The sequence below is a fragment of the Alicycliphilus denitrificans K601 genome (assembly GCF_000204645.1).
Classification (GTDB): domain Bacteria; phylum Pseudomonadota; class Gammaproteobacteria; order Burkholderiales; family Burkholderiaceae_C; genus Alicycliphilus; species Alicycliphilus denitrificans.
In genome coordinates, this window is record NC_015422.1 from 2028152 (window position 1) to 2041985 (window position 13834).

14 protein-coding genes are annotated in these 13834 nt (G+C 63.8%); 8 read left to right on the forward strand and 6 right to left on the reverse strand.

Annotated features, from left to right (window positions below):
* Window position 1: 1 nt before the first annotated feature.
* The 8 genes from ALIDE2_RS09620 to ALIDE2_RS09650 all read left to right on the forward strand — a co-directional run bounded on the left by ALIDE2_RS09620 (window position 2) and on the right by ALIDE2_RS09650 (window position 7338).
* Window positions 2-712: an ABC transporter ATP-binding protein gene (locus ALIDE2_RS09620; RefSeq protein ID WP_011733938.1), complete on the forward strand. Its 711-nt coding sequence runs from the start codon at window positions 2-4 to the stop codon at window positions 710-712.
* A 28-nt stretch (window positions 713-740) separates the two neighbouring features.
* A complete protein-coding gene (locus tag ALIDE2_RS09625; protein ID WP_013722003.1) occupies window positions 741-1214 on the forward strand; it encodes a cytochrome c in 474 nt (157 codons plus the stop codon).
* The gene (locus ALIDE2_RS09630) at window positions 1201-2688 is read left to right on the forward strand and encodes an efflux transporter outer membrane subunit (RefSeq protein ID WP_013722004.1); all 1488 of its coding nucleotides are present in this window, start codon (window positions 1201-1203) and stop codon (window positions 2686-2688) included. Before ALIDE2_RS09625 ends, ALIDE2_RS09630 begins: the two co-directional genes overlap by 14 nt.
* Window positions 2689-2811: 123 nt before the next feature.
* The gene (locus tag ALIDE2_RS09635) at window positions 2812-4530 is read left to right on the forward strand and encodes a Mu transposase C-terminal domain-containing protein (RefSeq protein ID WP_041700799.1); all 1719 of its coding nucleotides are present in this window, start codon (window positions 2812-2814) and stop codon (window positions 4528-4530) included.
* Window positions 4531-4532: 2 nt separating this feature from the next.
* On the forward strand, window positions 4533-5441 hold the full coding sequence (locus tag ALIDE2_RS09640) for a TniB family NTP-binding protein (protein WP_013722006.1): 909 nt from the start codon (window positions 4533-4535) through the stop codon (window positions 5439-5441).
* Entirely contained in the window at window positions 5438-6655 is a 1218-nt protein-coding gene (locus tag ALIDE2_RS09645) for a TniQ family protein (RefSeq protein WP_013722007.1), read from the forward strand. Before ALIDE2_RS09640 ends, ALIDE2_RS09645 begins: the two co-directional genes overlap by 4 nt.
* 75 nt (window positions 6656-6730) lie before the next feature.
* On the forward strand, window positions 6731-6922 hold the full coding sequence (locus tag ALIDE2_RS24335) for a recombinase family protein (RefSeq protein ID WP_456152310.1): 192 nt from the start codon (window positions 6731-6733) through the stop codon (window positions 6920-6922).
* Window positions 6889-7338, forward strand: a complete 450-nt coding sequence (locus tag ALIDE2_RS09650; protein ID WP_013722008.1) for a TIGR02391 family protein — start codon at window positions 6889-6891, stop codon at window positions 7336-7338. The genes ALIDE2_RS24335 and ALIDE2_RS09650 overlap by 34 nt, the downstream gene beginning before the upstream one ends.
* Here ALIDE2_RS09650 and ALIDE2_RS09655 read toward each other — a convergent pair.
* The 6 genes from ALIDE2_RS09655 to ALIDE2_RS09680 all read right to left on the reverse strand — a co-directional run bounded on the left by ALIDE2_RS09655 (window position 7282) and on the right by ALIDE2_RS09680 (window position 13814).
* Window positions 7282-8352 carry a phosphotransferase family protein gene (locus ALIDE2_RS09655; protein ID WP_013722009.1) on the reverse strand — a complete coding sequence of 357 codons (1071 nt, stop codon included), beginning with the start codon at window positions 8350-8352 and terminating at the stop codon, window positions 7282-7284. The two genes, ALIDE2_RS09650 and ALIDE2_RS09655, sit on opposite strands and share 57 nt — an antisense overlap.
* 15 nt (window positions 8353-8367) lie before the next feature.
* The gene (locus ALIDE2_RS09660) at window positions 8368-10170 is read right to left on the reverse strand and encodes an ABC transporter ATP-binding protein (protein ID WP_013722010.1); all 1803 of its coding nucleotides are present in this window, start codon (window positions 10168-10170) and stop codon (window positions 8368-8370) included.
* Window positions 10167-11993, reverse strand: coding sequence for an ABC transporter ATP-binding protein (locus tag ALIDE2_RS09665; RefSeq protein ID WP_013722011.1), 1827 nt, complete (start codon window positions 11991-11993; stop codon window positions 10167-10169). Before ALIDE2_RS09665 ends, ALIDE2_RS09660 begins: the two co-directional genes overlap by 4 nt.
* 46 nt (window positions 11994-12039) lie before the next feature.
* Window positions 12040-12399, reverse strand: coding sequence for a hypothetical protein (locus ALIDE2_RS09670; protein ID WP_013722012.1), 360 nt, complete (start codon window positions 12397-12399; stop codon window positions 12040-12042).
* A 59-nt stretch (window positions 12400-12458) separates the two neighbouring features.
* Window positions 12459-13361, reverse strand: a complete 903-nt coding sequence (locus ALIDE2_RS09675) for a DUF1259 domain-containing protein (protein ID WP_013722013.1) — start codon at window positions 13359-13361, stop codon at window positions 12459-12461.
* A 72-nt stretch (window positions 13362-13433) separates the two neighbouring features.
* Window positions 13434-13814, reverse strand: a complete 381-nt coding sequence (locus ALIDE2_RS09680) for a hypothetical protein (protein WP_013722014.1) — start codon at window positions 13812-13814, stop codon at window positions 13434-13436.
* Window positions 13815-13834: the final 20 nt, after the last annotated feature.

Consider the following 13834-nt stretch of genomic DNA (forward strand, 5'->3'; position numbering starts at 1 on the left):
GATGAGTGGCAAAGGCATTCGCATCGAAGGTTTGAGAAAACGTTATGGCGAGGGGGATACCGCGGTCGATGCCTTGAAAGGCGTGGACATGCAGGTGGCACCCGGCGAGGTGGTTGGCCTGATTGGCCCTTCCGGGTCCGGCAAGAGCACGCTGCTCAAATGTCTGGGCGCAGTGATTGATCCGACCGCCGGGCGCATGACGCTGGGTGATGAAGTGATCTACGACGATGGCTGGAAAGTCCGCGACTTGCGCGCCTTGCGGCGCGACAAGATCGGTTTCGTTTTCCAAGCACCATACCTGATTCCGTTTCTCGATGTCACCGACAACGTGGCGCTGCTGCCGATGCTTGCAGGCGTCGCGAATGGAGAGTCGCGCGCGAAGGCACTGGAATTGCTCACGGCGCTTGATGTGCAACACCGAGCTCGCGCGATGCCCTCGCAACTCTCCGGTGGCGAGCAGCAACGGGTTGCCATCGCGCGCGGATTGGTCAATCGTCCCCCGGTGATCCTGGCCGATGAACCCACTGCGCCGCTGGATTCCGAGCGCGCCATGGCTGTGATCCGCATCCTCAATGACATGGCTCGGAAGTTCGAGACCGCCATCATCGTCGTCACCCATGACGAAAAGATCATCCCCACTTTCAAGCGCATCTACCACATCCGCGACGGTGTGACCCATGAGGAAGCTGGCGAAGGGCGGGAGTTCGAATGAGAGAACGATTGAATTACAGGAGAATTTCATGACCCACCGCAAACACAGCCACGCATTTGGAACTATCACCCTGACCGTTACGGCCTGCCTGCTTTTATGGGGTTTTCAGTTGCCCGCTTGGGCTGGTGACGCTACCCAGATTGAGCCACTGGCGCTACGCAAGATCATGCAGGAACTCGGGCGCAACATGCAGGCTATTACCGGTGCGATTTCGCAGGAGGAATGGGTTCAGGTCGTTCAGCTCGCCCCAAAAGTTGCTGCACACCCCGAGCCACCGCTTACTAAAAAAATGCGCATCCTTGCTTACCTCGGCGCTGATGCGACCAAGTTCAGAAACTTTGACGCGCAGACTCACGAGGCGGCGCTGGCCATGAAGCTGGCTGCTGCGAGCAGCGACGGCAAGGCGGTGATCCAATCATTCGCCCACGTGCAGGAAAGCTGCTTGGGCTGCCACCAAGCTTTCCGTAAACCTTTCGTGGAGCATTTTTATGGAGCACGCTAAAACATGCCAGCGCCCCATCAGCCTCGAAAGACGGCTTGCGGCAACTTACCTAGTAGCTGGTCTGGTCACCGCCGGTCTGGCCGGCTGCGCCGCTGGCCCTGATTTTAAGCGTCCCACCGCACCCGATGTGGCTCGCTACACTGCAATACCAGTGGCTGATAGAACCGCGTCCGCTCCCACGCAGTTCGGCGAAACACAACGTCTAGTCGAAGGGCTTCCGATCGAAACGCAATGGTGGCAAAGCTTGGGTTCATCCGCACTCGACGGACTGATAAACGAAGCTTTCCATGTCAGCCCGACGCTGGCGAGCATCAGCGCCAATTTGCGACACGCGCAGGAGCTTCTTGCCGCACAGGCGGGCTCGACGCAATATCCACAGGTAGATGTCGCACTGGGATCTCAGCGCCAGCAAATGAGTCCCAGTAGCCAAGGGTTGAGCGGAGACGCACGTCAATTCAGCCTCTACAACGCCAGCGTTGGCGTGCATTACAACCTCGATCTGGCTGGCGGCAACCGGCGCGCACTCGAAGCCTTGGCTGCTCGCGCCGACTACCGTCGCTTCGAACTGAATGCTGCGCGCCTGGCCCTTGCCGGCAACATGGCAACCGCTGCCATTACCCGAGCACGCCTCGCCGCGCAACTAGAAGCCACTACTGCCATTTTGCGCGTGCAGGATGAGCAACTGCGCCTAGCCCATGAACGCGTGCGTATCGGTCAGGCCTCACCTGATGAAGCGTTGAGCCTACAAGCTCAGGCGGAGCAAACGCGGGCAGAACTGCCTGCGCTGCGTAAACAACTGCAACAAACCGAACATCTACTGGCGGTGCTAGCCGGTCGTGCCCCAGGCACGGGTGGCATCCCGGCCTTCACTCTGGCCGATTTCACTCTACCCGTCGAGATGCCGCTCGTCGTGCCCTCAGAACTGGTGCGCCGCCGACCGGATATCCAGGCGTCAGAGGCGCTGTTGCATGCGGCCAATGCAGACTATGGTGTGGCTGTCGCCAAGCTCTACCCACAGATCAACCTGAGCGCCAACCTTGGTTCTCAGGCGCTGACCACCGGTGCCCTGTTCGGTGGTGGCTCGGCAGTGTGGGGCCTGGTTGCGCAGCTCACCCAGCCTCTTTTTAATCCAGGGCTACCCGCTGAAAAAAGAGCGGCGCTCGCCGCTTTTGATGCCGCTGTAGCCAATTACCAGAGCGTCGTATTGGAGTCTTTGCGTAACGTCGCCGACACCCTGCGCGCGGTGGAAAGCGACGCACAAACTTTGACTGCCCTCGCTGCCGCTGATAAGGCTGCACAGGCCTCCTTGCAGTCGGTCGAGCGGCAATACCGGCTGGGCGCGGCCAGCTACCTGCAACTGCTCATCGCGCAGCAACAGGCACAGTCAATCCGGATCAATATGGTTGCGGTCCAGGCACAACGCCTAGTCGATAGTGTTGCTTTATATCAGGCCCTGGGAGGTGGTGTCAGTTAAGACTATACCCTAACCTGATGTCATTTTCAGAAGACGACTGCACCATTCAGCGCGGTTTGAAGCCTGTTGTGCATACGGCTCCTGATAACCCGATATCAGGATTCCTCTGCACAAAACTCGTCTATGCTCAATACTCGTGTGCACCAAAGCGAGGTGAGCATGGCGACCGATACCGCACCGATTACCGAGCACGGCGTGGCCACCCTGCCAGAACAGGCATGGGAGCGTGCGCGTCGTCGTGCGGAGATCATTGGGCCGTTGGCGCAGTCGGAGACGGTTGGGCATGAAGCGGCCGACGCGGCAGCCCAGGCATTGGGGCTGTCCCGGCGGCAGGTCTACGTCCTGATCCGCCGTGCCCGGCTAGGTTCGGGGCTGGTCACTGATTTGGCTCTTGGACAGTCGAGCGGTGGCAAAGGTAAAGGCCGCTTGCCGGAGTCGGTCGAACGAATCATCCGCGAGCTACTGCAAAAGCGCTTCCTGACCAAGCAGAAGCGCAGCTTGGCGGCGTTCCACCGTGAAGTTGCGCGGGTGTGCAAGCTGCAAAAGCTGCGGATGCCGGCGCGCAACACGGTCGCGTTGCGGATCGCCAGCCTTGATCCACTCAAGACCACTCGACTTCGGGAAGGCCAGGATGCGTCCCGCATCCTGCAAGGTGTTGGCGGTGTTCCTCCGCCAGTCTCCGCACCGCTGGAGCAGGTACAGATCGACCACACAGTCATCGACCTGATCGTGGTGGACGAGCGCGACCGGCAACCGATTGGCCGTCCGTACCTGACCCTCGCCATCGACGTGTTCACCCGCTGCGTGGTTGGCATGGTGGTCACGTTAGAAGCGCCATCTGCCGTCTCGGTCGGCCTGTGCCTCGCACACGCCGGTTGCGACAAGCGCCCTTGGTTGGAAAGGTTGGACGTGGAAATGGACTGGCCGATGAGCGGCAAGCCCGCGCTGCTCTACCTGGACAACGCGGCCGAATTCAAGAGCGAGGCGCTACGCCGTGGCTGCGAGCAGCATGGCATCCGGTTGGACTATCGGCCTCTCGGGCAGCCGCACTATGGCGGCATCGTGGAACGGATCATCGGCACGGCGATGCAGATGATCCACGACGAATTGCCGGGGACGACCTTCTCCAATCCTGACCAGCGCGGGGAATACGCCTCCGAGAAGATGGCCGCCCTGACACTGCGCGAGCTGGAGCGCTGGCTCACATTGGCGGTCGGCACCTATCACGGCTCTGTGCACAACGGCCTGCTCCAACCGCCGGCCGCGCGCTGGGCCGAAGCTATCACGCGGACCGGCGTGCCAACCGTCATCACTCGCGCTACGGCTTTTCTGGTCGATTTTCTGCCCATCATCCGCCGCACGCTGACCCGCACTGGCTTCGTCATCGACCACATCCACTACTACGCCGATGCGCTCAAGCCGTGGATAGCTCGGCGCGACCGCCTGCCTGCGTTCCTGATCCGGCGCGACCCGCGCGACATCAGCCGCATTTGGGTGCTGGAGCCGGAGGGGCAGCACTATCTGGAAATTCCATACCGTACCTTGTCGCACCCGGCTGTCACCCTCTGGGAACAACGGCAGGCGCTGGCGAAATTGCGGCAGCAAGGGCGCGAACAGGTGGATGAGTCGGCGCTGTTCCGCATGATCGGGCAGATGCGCGAAATCGTGACCACTGCGCAGAAAGCCACGCGCAAGGCGCGGCGCGACGCGGATCGACGCCAGCATCTCAAGTCAACGGAACAACCTGTCAAAACCACGCCACCAGCGGACACGGACATGGCAGACCCGCAGGCGGACAACCAGCCACCTGCCAAACCGTTCGACCAGATTGAGGAGTGGTAGCCGTGGACGAATATCCCATCATCGACCTGTCCCACCTGCTGCCGGCGGCCCAGGGCTTGGCCCGTCTCCCGGCGGACGAGCGCATCCATCGCCTTCGCGCCGACCGCTGGATCGGCTATCCGCGAGCAGTCGAGGCGTTGAACCGGCTGGAAGCCCTGTATACGTGGCCAAACAAACAACGCATGCCCAACCTGCTGTTGGTCGGTCCAACCAACAACGGCAAGTCGATGATCGTCGAGAAGTTCCGCCGCGCCCACCCGGCCAGCTCCGACGCCGACCAGGAGCACATCCCGGTATTGGTCGTGCAGATGCCGTCCGAGCCATCGGTGATCCGCTTCTACGTCGCGCTGCTCGCGGCGATGGGAGCACCATTGCGACCGCGCCCACGGCTGCCGGAAATAGAGCAACTGGCGCTGACACTGCTGCGCAAGCTCGGTGTGCGTTTGCTGGTGATCGACGAGCTGCACAACGTCCTGGCCGGCAACAGCGTCAACCGCCGGGAATTCCTCAACCTGCTGCGCTTCCTCGGCAACGAATTGCGCATCCCGCTGGTTGGTGTGGGCACACGCGACGCCTACCTGGCCATCCGCTCCGATGACCAGTTGGAAAATCGCTTCGAGCCGATGATGCTGCCGGTATGGGAGGCCAATCACGATTGCTGCTCACTGCTGGCCAGTTTCGCCGCTTCGCTTCCACTGCGGCGACCCTCGTCGATTGCCACGCTGGACATGGCCCGCTACCTGCTCACACGCAGCGAGGGCGCCATAGGCGAACTGGCGCACTTGCTGATGGCGGCGGCCATCGTCGCCGTGGAGAGCGGAGAGGAAGCGATCAACCACCGCACGCTCAGCATGGCCGACTACACCGGCCCCAGCGAGCGGCGGCGGCAATTCGAGCGGGAACTGATGTGAAGCCAGCGCCACGCTGGCCACTGCATCCGGCACCCAGGGAAGCCGAAGCCCTGTCTTCGTGGCTCAACCGCGTGGCCCTTTGCTATCACATGGAAGTGTCCGAGCTGCTGGAGCACGATCTTGGTCACGGCCAGGTTGATGACCTGGACACCGCGCCACCACTGGCGCTGCTGGCGATGCTCTCCCAGCGGAGCGGTATCGAGCTGGATCGGCTGCGCTGCATGAGTTTCGCCGGCTGGGTGCCTTGGCTACTGGACAGCCTTGATGATCAGATTCCAGCCGCATTGGAAACCTATGCGTTCCAGCTCTCGGTACTGCTGCCGAGACTCCGCCGTAAGACGCGATCCATCACGAGCTGGCGTGCCTGGCTGCCCACCCAACCGATACACCGCGCCTGTCCGCTCTGCCTGAACGATCCGGAGAACCAAGCCGTACTGCTCGCGTGGAAGCTGCCCCTGATGCTGAGCTGCCCACTGCATGGCTGCTGGCTGGAATCCTATTGGGGCGTGCCAGGGCGGTTTCTCGGCTGGGAGAACGCCGACGCCGAACCGCGCACCGCCAGCGACGCGATTGCAGTGATGGACCGGCGTACCTGGCAGGCACTGACGACCGGCCATGTGGAACTGCCGCGCCGACGCATCCACGCTGGTTTGTGGTTTCGACTGCTACGCACGCTGCTCGATGAGCTGAACACCCCGCTTTCGACGTGCGGCACCTACGCGGGGTATCTCCGCCAAATCTGGGAATGCTGCGGGCATCCGCTGCGTGCTGGGCAAAGTCTGTGGCGACCGTATGAAACCCTGAACCCGGCAGTACGGTTGCAGATGCTGGAGGCGGCGGCAACGGCAATCAGCTTGATTGAGGTGAGGGATATAAGCCCGCCAGGCGAGCACGCAAAGCTATTCTGGTCCGAGCCCCAAACCGGGTTCACCAGTGGCCTGCCGGCGAAAGCGCCGAAGCTCGAACCCGTCGATCACTGGCAGCGTGCAATCCAGGCCATTGATGAGGCCATCATTGAAGCACGACACAACCCCGAGACGGCACGCTCGCTGTTCGCGTTGGCTTCCTATGGTCGGCGCGACCCCGCTTCCTTGGAACAGTTGCGCGCCACCTTCGCGAAGGAAGGCATCCCCCCGGAATTTCTGTCACATTATGAGCCTAGCCTACCCTTTGCATGCCTTAGACAGAATGACGGGTTAAGTGACAAATTTTGACGTGCAGAGCTTCCCGATGCAAACTGTCACATAATCGAACGTATATGTGACAGGTACAAGATGCTGATTGGCTACATGCGAGTATCGAAGGCGGATGGCTCCCAGGCGACGGACTTGCAGCGCGATGCGCTGGTCGCGGCCGGTGTTGATCCGGCGCATCTCTATGAAGACCAAGCGTCCGGAAAACGCGAGGATCGTCCCGGTCTGGCGAGCTGTCTGAAGGCACTACGACATTGGACGCCGCGCGCTCGCGCGCCTGCCGGCTGAAGTCGGCACTTGAAAGCCGCAAAGTCCATGCTGAAGTACTCAACTACTGTCGCGCCGAACTGCTGGATGAAAACTATTTCCATGCCGTCTTCGAGTCGACCAAAGGTGTCGCCGAGCGCATCCGTTCCATGTCTGGCCTGACCATGGATGGCGCCGAGTTAGTGAGCCGGACGTTTTCGACGCAAAACCCGATCCTGGTTTTCGGTTCGCTCGCCACCGAATCTGAGAAGAGCGAGCAAAAAGGCTTCGCCCATCTGCTGGTGGGCCTCTTCGGCGCCGTGCGCAACCCACTCGCCCATGCCCCCAAGACAAACTGGCCGATGTCCGAACAAGATGCCCTGGACATCCTGACACTGGTATCACTCATTCACCGCAAGCTGGATCGCACGCTGAAAGCGAATACCGCGGCGTTGTAGCGGCTCCCCGTGTCTCCAGAGGATGGGGGTACTACCCTTTCGCGGGTGATCGGTCGGCGCCAAGACAGCCATCACGTAAGCCGTAAGCGCAACCGCTCGACAAGTTCTTCCAACTCGACGAGCCCTGCAGTGCGGCATTCCGGACTCTGTGCGATGGCGAGCATGTCGGTGAGCACACAGGCCACGCGCCATGTCTGGTTGAACCTCTCGCTCGTTTTCTCCTCGCTGCAGTACCCGGCGTGAACCGCGGCCCCGATCGATGGGCCGAGGCCATCGGCGCAGATCGAGCGCCGGGTGGCTGAAATACGCATCGCCGAAGTCGATGAGGCCAGTCAACTGCCTAGTCTGCGGATCGACGAAGACGTGTTCGGGGCCGGGGTTGCTGTGCAAGGCCACCCAGGCGTCTGCGTCCGGCAAGGCGCGCATCGCGAGGCGCGCCAACTGCAACGGGTCGAGCGCGAACGGCCAGGGCTGGGCCGCCCGCGCCACGGCTGTGACGGCGTCGTCGAAGAGGCCGCCGAACCGTGTGCGAACGTCGGCCGCCGTGTGGTCGCCGGGGATCAGGCGCGCCTCGAACAGGGGTTGCTGAGGGATTGCGTGAATGCGACGCAGCATGCGCCCCAGGTCAACCAGCGTACGCCGGCGGAGGTCACCGTCGAACCTTGCCGAGTGCATCGGCACGCCGGGCATGCGCGTCATCAAGGTGTACTCGATCCCGGGTTCGGCGACGCCCCCACCAAGGACTCGTGGAACGCGTACGCCCTCCAGGCCTGCCAGCTGCTCCAACAGGAAACGCTCCTTGTCCAGGCTCGTTCGCGCGCGCAGCTGTTGTGGTCGCTGAACCTTCAGGATCAGGCCGTTGTCGATGGCATAGGCGCGCGCTTCGCCGCCGCTCTCGTCGACGGCCCTGACGGCCTTCGCGCCCGCCGCATGCAAGCGCACGATCGCGAGCACCGCGTCGGGATCGAGCACCGGGTCGGCCGCGTCGGGTTGTATGTAGAAGTCCTTGCCCATGTCTGTCCTCCAACGTCAACGTTGATGCCAATCCCAGCCTGCCGTCTCCATGGCCAGCAGCGCGGCGAAGCGACCCCGGCACCGAATCAACTCGTCCGGCGCGCCTTGTTCGAGGATGCGACCGTCCTCGATCACGATGACGCGATCGGCCTCCAGCGCCGTTGACAGCCGATGCGCCACGATCAGAACGGCACGGCTCGAGTCGTGCGCGTCGCGGCGAAGAGCGGCGCGGAACGCAGCGTCGCTGGCGTGGTCGATCGCGGCTGTCGCTTCGTCGAGCAGCAGCACGCGAGGCTGGCGCACCAGCGCGCGCGTGAGCGCGAGCAATTGCCGTTGGCCCGCGGACAACGCGGCGCCGGCCTCACCCGCGTCCAGGGGCGTGTCGTAGCCCTGCGGCAGTGCCCGGATGAACGCATGCGCGCCCGTTGCCTTGGCCGCGGCTTCGCAAGCAGTCCGGGTCACGAGGACGTCGCCCATCGTGAGGTTGTCGAGCACGCTGCCGCTGAACAGTTGCAGCGTCTGCGGCACGACGCCCAGGCGCTGACGGCGTTCCTCGTCCGTCATGGCGCGTGGATCCGCGCCCGCCACGCGAATTTCGCCGGACCAGGGCGCATACAGGCCACCGGCGAGGTGCATCAGGCTGCTCTTGCCGGCACCGGTGCGCCCGACCAGCGCGACGTGCTCGCCTGCGCGAACGCTCAAGGAGACGCCGTTCAGCACGAGGCGATCGGCGACGTAGCCGAAGATCACATCCTTCAACTGGATCAACGGCTCCGGTTCGCTCCTTGCCTGTTGCACGGAATGGGCGACCGGTGTTTCCTCGACCGGCAGCGCCAAGACCTGGAACACGCGCTCCGCCCCGGACAGCGCGCTCTGCACGGTCTGCCATTCCTCGCCCAGCGTCGTTATCGGCGCGAAGAAGCGGCGAAACAGCAGCACGAAGGCCGTGAGCGTGCCGATAGAAACACCCCAGCCCGCCAGCGCGCCCTCGGCGCCTGCCCACAGCAGGCCGCAGACGATCAGCGACGCCAGGATGGCCATCAGCGGCGTGTAGATCGTTGAATAGCGTGTGGCCGCGAGATAGGCGTGTTGCGTGGCCTGCAGAGCGCCACGAAAGCGGTGCTCGAAGAATTCCGTTCGTCCGAAAGCACGAATGACCTCCGCGCCACCGAGGGTCTCCACGAGTGCCGTGTTGACGCTTCCCACGGCCTCCCGGCTGGCCCGTTCAGCGGCCAATACCCGCAGCTGGAACCAGCGCGTGAACCACAGCAGGGGCGGCACGGCCAGTCCGCAGAGCAGCGTCAGCGAGGGACTGAGCACGAGCATCGTCACCGTGATCGTGACCAGTCGCACGAGGTCGGCGACAAGGCTCGCGATGCCCGACGAGAACAGGCGGTCGATGGTGTCGATGTCTGCGGTGCAGCGACTGACGGTGTCACCCAACGGGGTCGTGTCGAAGTAGCGCGCAGGCAGCCGTTGCAGATGGCCAAACAGGCGCGCGCGCAGGTCGCGCAACGCCCGTTGGGCTGCGATCGCGGTGCCGTACGCAGACGCGAAGCCCAACGCCTGCTGCCCGGCCACGACCAGCAGGTAGAGCACGCCCAGCAGCATCAGGCCGTCGCCACGGCCCACGGCCAAGTGGGCGTCCACGGCCTGCCGCACGAGGAGCGGCGGCAGCACCTCCAGCGCCGCACCGGCAAGCACGCAGGCTGCGATGGCCACGAGCAGGCGTCTCTGCGGCGCCAGTAGCGAGCCCACCTGGGCGGTCGTGAGTCCTCGGCGTGTTGTCGGTGCCGGCTGTGACTGTGTTGCGGTCATGCGTCCTCCGGCTGTGCCATCGCGACCTGCGCCGCGTAGATCCGTGCATACAGGCCGCCCGCCAGCATCAGCTGTTCATGAGAGCCTCGTTCGACTATGCGTCCTCCATCCAACACGACGACGAGATCCGCCTGCGGGAAGGCCGCCAGCCGGTGCGAGCACAGGACGATGGTGGCCTGTCGCGCGGCCGGCGCCCCGCGGCCGAACTCCGCGCGCAGGCTGGCAATGATCTGAGCCTCCGTCGCGACGTCGACCGCCGAGAACGGATCGTCCAGCACCAGCAGCCGGGGCCCCGCCGCCGCCGCGCGTGCCAGTGCGACGCGCTGCCGCTGACCGCCGGAAATGCGAATGCCGCGCTCGCCGATCTCGGCATCGACGCCGTGCTCGAAGCCCGCTACGTCCTTCGCAAGCGCGGCGATTTCCAGGGCGCTCATCGTGGCGAGGTCGGCCTGCTCACGTCCCATGGTGATGTTCTCGCGCACCGTACCCGAGAACAGGAAGGGCTCCTGCGGCAGGTAACCGATGTCACCGCGATGTCGTGCGGGCGCGTCGCCGTCCAGGGAAACGGTACCGCCGGCGAGCGGGTACAGGCCCAGCAGAGCCTTCGCCAGCGCACTCTTGCCCGAGCCGACCGGCCCGGTCACTGCTACGAACGCGCCTGCCGAAATCTCGAGCGAGACCTGGTTCAGCGCCGTGACGGCGGCGTCGGCGTTGCCGTGAGAGAAGCTCACGTTGTGCAGGGATACGGCGAGCCCGCGTTCAACTCGTGACGCCGGCTCGGTGAGAGTCGAGCGCGGAGTCGTTCCGGCCAGGTAGCCGGCGCGAAACGAAGCGAACCGATGCTCGCCGCGAGCAGGCAGGGCCGCAGCGAGCAAGGGGGCGAGCCGCGCGTAGGCTGCGCCGCCTGCTTGCACCGAGTTCACGAGCTGCGGCACCCGAAATCCGCGCCCGGTGAAGCGCAGAAAAAGGTCCAGATAGGTCACGAACGCCCCCAGCGTCCACGCGCCTGCGATGACTTTTTCGCCGCCTTGCCACAACACCAGCACGATGCCGGCCGCCATCAGCGTGGTGTAGACCGCGGGCAGGCCGGCGCGGGGCCGCGCCACCGCGAGATTGGTGTGCGCCTGTGCATCTGCGAGCCGCTCGATCCGCGTCTGTGCGGCCTGCTTCATCCCCAGTAGCCTCGCGACGCGGATGCCGGACAGTTGCTCCTGCAGTCCCGCGGTCAACGCGCCGTTGGCTTGTCGAGCCGCCGTCGTACGTTGGTGAATAAAGCGTCCGGCGGCCCAGGCCAGCACCATCGCGAAGGGCACGGGAATCAGCGCCTGCAGGGTCAACGACCAGTCCAGCACCAGCATGGCGACGAAGAACGACACCAAGAACAGGAGCGTGTCCCAGGTCTCGACGATCACCTCGCGGATACCGACGCCCAGCACTTCGACGTCACCGATGACGCGCGCCATGGTGTCGCCAACAGGCGTGGCAGTCAGCTTTGCCATCGGCCAGGCGAGCACCCCGCGCAGGGCATCCGCGCGCAGATTGGCGCGGATGCGCGCGTTGGCCGTCATCAACCACCAGCGCTTGCCCAGTCGCGGCAGTTCTGTGGCCAGGGTTGCGGCGGCGAACAGCGCGACGGCCTGCAGTAGCGTCGCGCGCGTCGCCTGGCCCTGCGCGAAGTGCGTCGCGGCGTCGATCGCGCGCCCGAGGCACACGGCGGGCAGGACCACGGCCGTGTTCATGACGACGCCTGCCAGGGAGCCGAGGACAAGCTGCCCGGCGGTCTGCCGATAGTAGGGACGCAGTTTCCAGAGGTAGTGCGCCATGTCAGTCGCCTGCGTGCATGCAATCCCTAGCCATTCGCGCCCCCGTTCACGGCTCTCGTTTGGGCATGGGCCGCACCAGCCCCCTATACACCACGAACTGCGCATCGTCCTTGTACTGCAGCTCCTGTCCGTCGCGCAGGACGCTGTAGCAGATCGGTTCGTCCTTGCTGATTTCCGGCTGCAGCAGGCATAGCTGATTGCCTTTGACGGACCAGCGCGCAGACCGCTGGCGGCCGTTCTCCGATCGCTCGACGCGCCCGTCCGCGAAATACTTGTGCCCCCAATGGCGTTCATCGGTCACATACTTGCCGCTGATGGTCGCACGAATCTGCGGGCCGGTCAGCGGCACCTCCCTGGCGGTTGCGGCAAGTGCGGGAAACATGGCCCCGGCGATGATGAAGCGCATGAGGTGCCGGGTAGAGCTTGTTGAGAGGCGTTGCGTAACCGAGCTGAAGGTCTTCTTTGTCACTTCGCCGCCTTCTGCGCATCCAGCGCCTTCTTCACTGACTGAGCCAGATCCACGGCCTTGCCCTTTCCCCAGTAGTGCAGAAAGACGTAGCGCGGTTCCTCGTAGGTCATGTGCTGGTGGATTGCCACGATGTTGATGCTCTGGCCACGCATGGTTTTCAGGACCGTCTGCAGTTCGTTTTCATGCATGGCGAAGTCGCCATCGACTACCGCATGCTCATCGTCGCCAGCAAAGGCCGCCCAGGTATTGATGCCCATTTCATTGCCGACGGTGGTTCCATGCATCTTGGCTGTGCGGCCAAGGGTTACTTTCACCATGCCATCCTTGACCTGCGCCTTGCTGCCCAGAATCTCCTCGATGGGCGCAGCAGTGACATGGCTTGGCGATGCGATGTCGCCCGCGAAGCTGCTGGCCGGCGTGCCTTGGGCGGCGCGCACCTGCGCGATGCGGTCGTACACCGCCTTCACGCCTGTGGCGAGCTTGCGTGCATCCCCCATGCCGCCGATGTGCATGAAGAAGACCTTGGGTTGGTCGAAGAAGAAGTGGTTGTGCAGCGCAGTCACTTCCAGGCCGTTGTCCAGCGCGGCGCTCATCGCCGGGTTGACTTCATCCTCGAACAGCACCGTATCGCCCATCATCATGGTGGACGAGCCCATTGGCGTGAACGCGGCCCAGGAGGTGAGCCCCATGAACGGTGGCATGGTCCAGCGATCGACATTGATCTTCACGTCGTCGCGTGGCTTGCTGACCTTGAAGACGTTTTCCGCCTGGTTGTAGCTGCCCTTGAGGCCGGTGGCCGTTTCGATGGCAGCGGTGTCGATGGCCTGGGCCATGGCCGGGGCGCCTGTAGTGAGCAGGCCCGCGGCCAGGGCCAGTGTGGAGAGGGTTAGACGCAGCATGGAGTTTCCTTGGTAGTTGGCGGGATGCAGCTCCGGGGGCTGGCCGGAGCGGGTAATCGAGGCAGGTGCCGGTCAATCGAACGGGTATTTCGACGACAGAGGTTCCGGAGTGACCTCGTAGAGGTCTTGGCCGTGGGCGCGCAGCAGATAGGCCTTGCCTTTGCGCAGTACCGTCCAGCATTCGGGCTCTACACCCGTGCTGATGCTTACGCACAATTCCTTGCCCACGATCTTCCAATGCCCCTGGTGCGGCCGCCCCAGTTCAATGGACTTCGTGCGTCCATCGGGAAGGAGGTAAGCGGACCAGTGCGCGCCTTCGGATATGACATTGCCGACGAAGACTGTCTTGATCTGCGCGCCGGTGAGTTCGCTGGGGCCGGGCGCTGCCGATGCCGCCACCAGGCTCAGGGACTGAATGAGTGTGGCGAAGGCAAGACGGGGGATTGCGGACATTTGGTGCATTTTCAGTTGGG

Excerpts from the sequence above, each read along its gene's own strand:
- ALIDE2_RS09620 (WP_011733938.1), top strand. The coding sequence starts at position 2 with ATGAGTGGCAAAGGCATTCGCATCGAAGGTTTGAGAAAACGTTATGGC.
- ALIDE2_RS09625 (WP_013722003.1), top strand. The coding sequence starts at position 741 with ATGACCCACCGCAAACACAGCCACGCATTTGGAACTATCACCCTGACC.
- ALIDE2_RS09630 (WP_013722004.1), top strand. The coding sequence starts at position 1,201 with ATGGAGCACGCTAAAACATGCCAGCGCCCCATCAGCCTCGAAAGACGG.
- ALIDE2_RS09635 (WP_041700799.1), top strand. The coding sequence starts at position 2,812 with ATGCTCAATACTCGTGTGCACCAAAGCGAGGTGAGCATGGCGACCGAT.
- ALIDE2_RS24335 (WP_456152310.1), top strand. The coding sequence starts at position 6,731 with ATGCGAGTATCGAAGGCGGATGGCTCCCAGGCGACGGACTTGCAGCGC.
- ALIDE2_RS09655 (WP_013722009.1), bottom strand. The coding sequence starts at position 8,352 with ATGGGCAAGGACTTCTACATACAACCCGACGCGGCCGACCCGGTGCTC.
- ALIDE2_RS09660 (WP_013722010.1), bottom strand. The coding sequence starts at position 10,170 with ATGACCGCAACACAGTCACAGCCGGCACCGACAACACGCCGAGGACTC.
- ALIDE2_RS09665 (WP_013722011.1), bottom strand. The coding sequence starts at position 11,993 with ATGGCGCACTACCTCTGGAAACTGCGTCCCTACTATCGGCAGACCGCC.
- ALIDE2_RS09670 (WP_013722012.1), bottom strand. The coding sequence starts at position 12,399 with ATGCGCTTCATCATCGCCGGGGCCATGTTTCCCGCACTTGCCGCAACC.
- ALIDE2_RS09675 (WP_013722013.1), bottom strand. The coding sequence starts at position 13,361 with ATGCTGCGTCTAACCCTCTCCACACTGGCCCTGGCCGCGGGCCTGCTC.
- ALIDE2_RS09680 (WP_013722014.1), bottom strand. The coding sequence starts at position 13,814 with ATGTCCGCAATCCCCCGTCTTGCCTTCGCCACACTCATTCAGTCCCTG.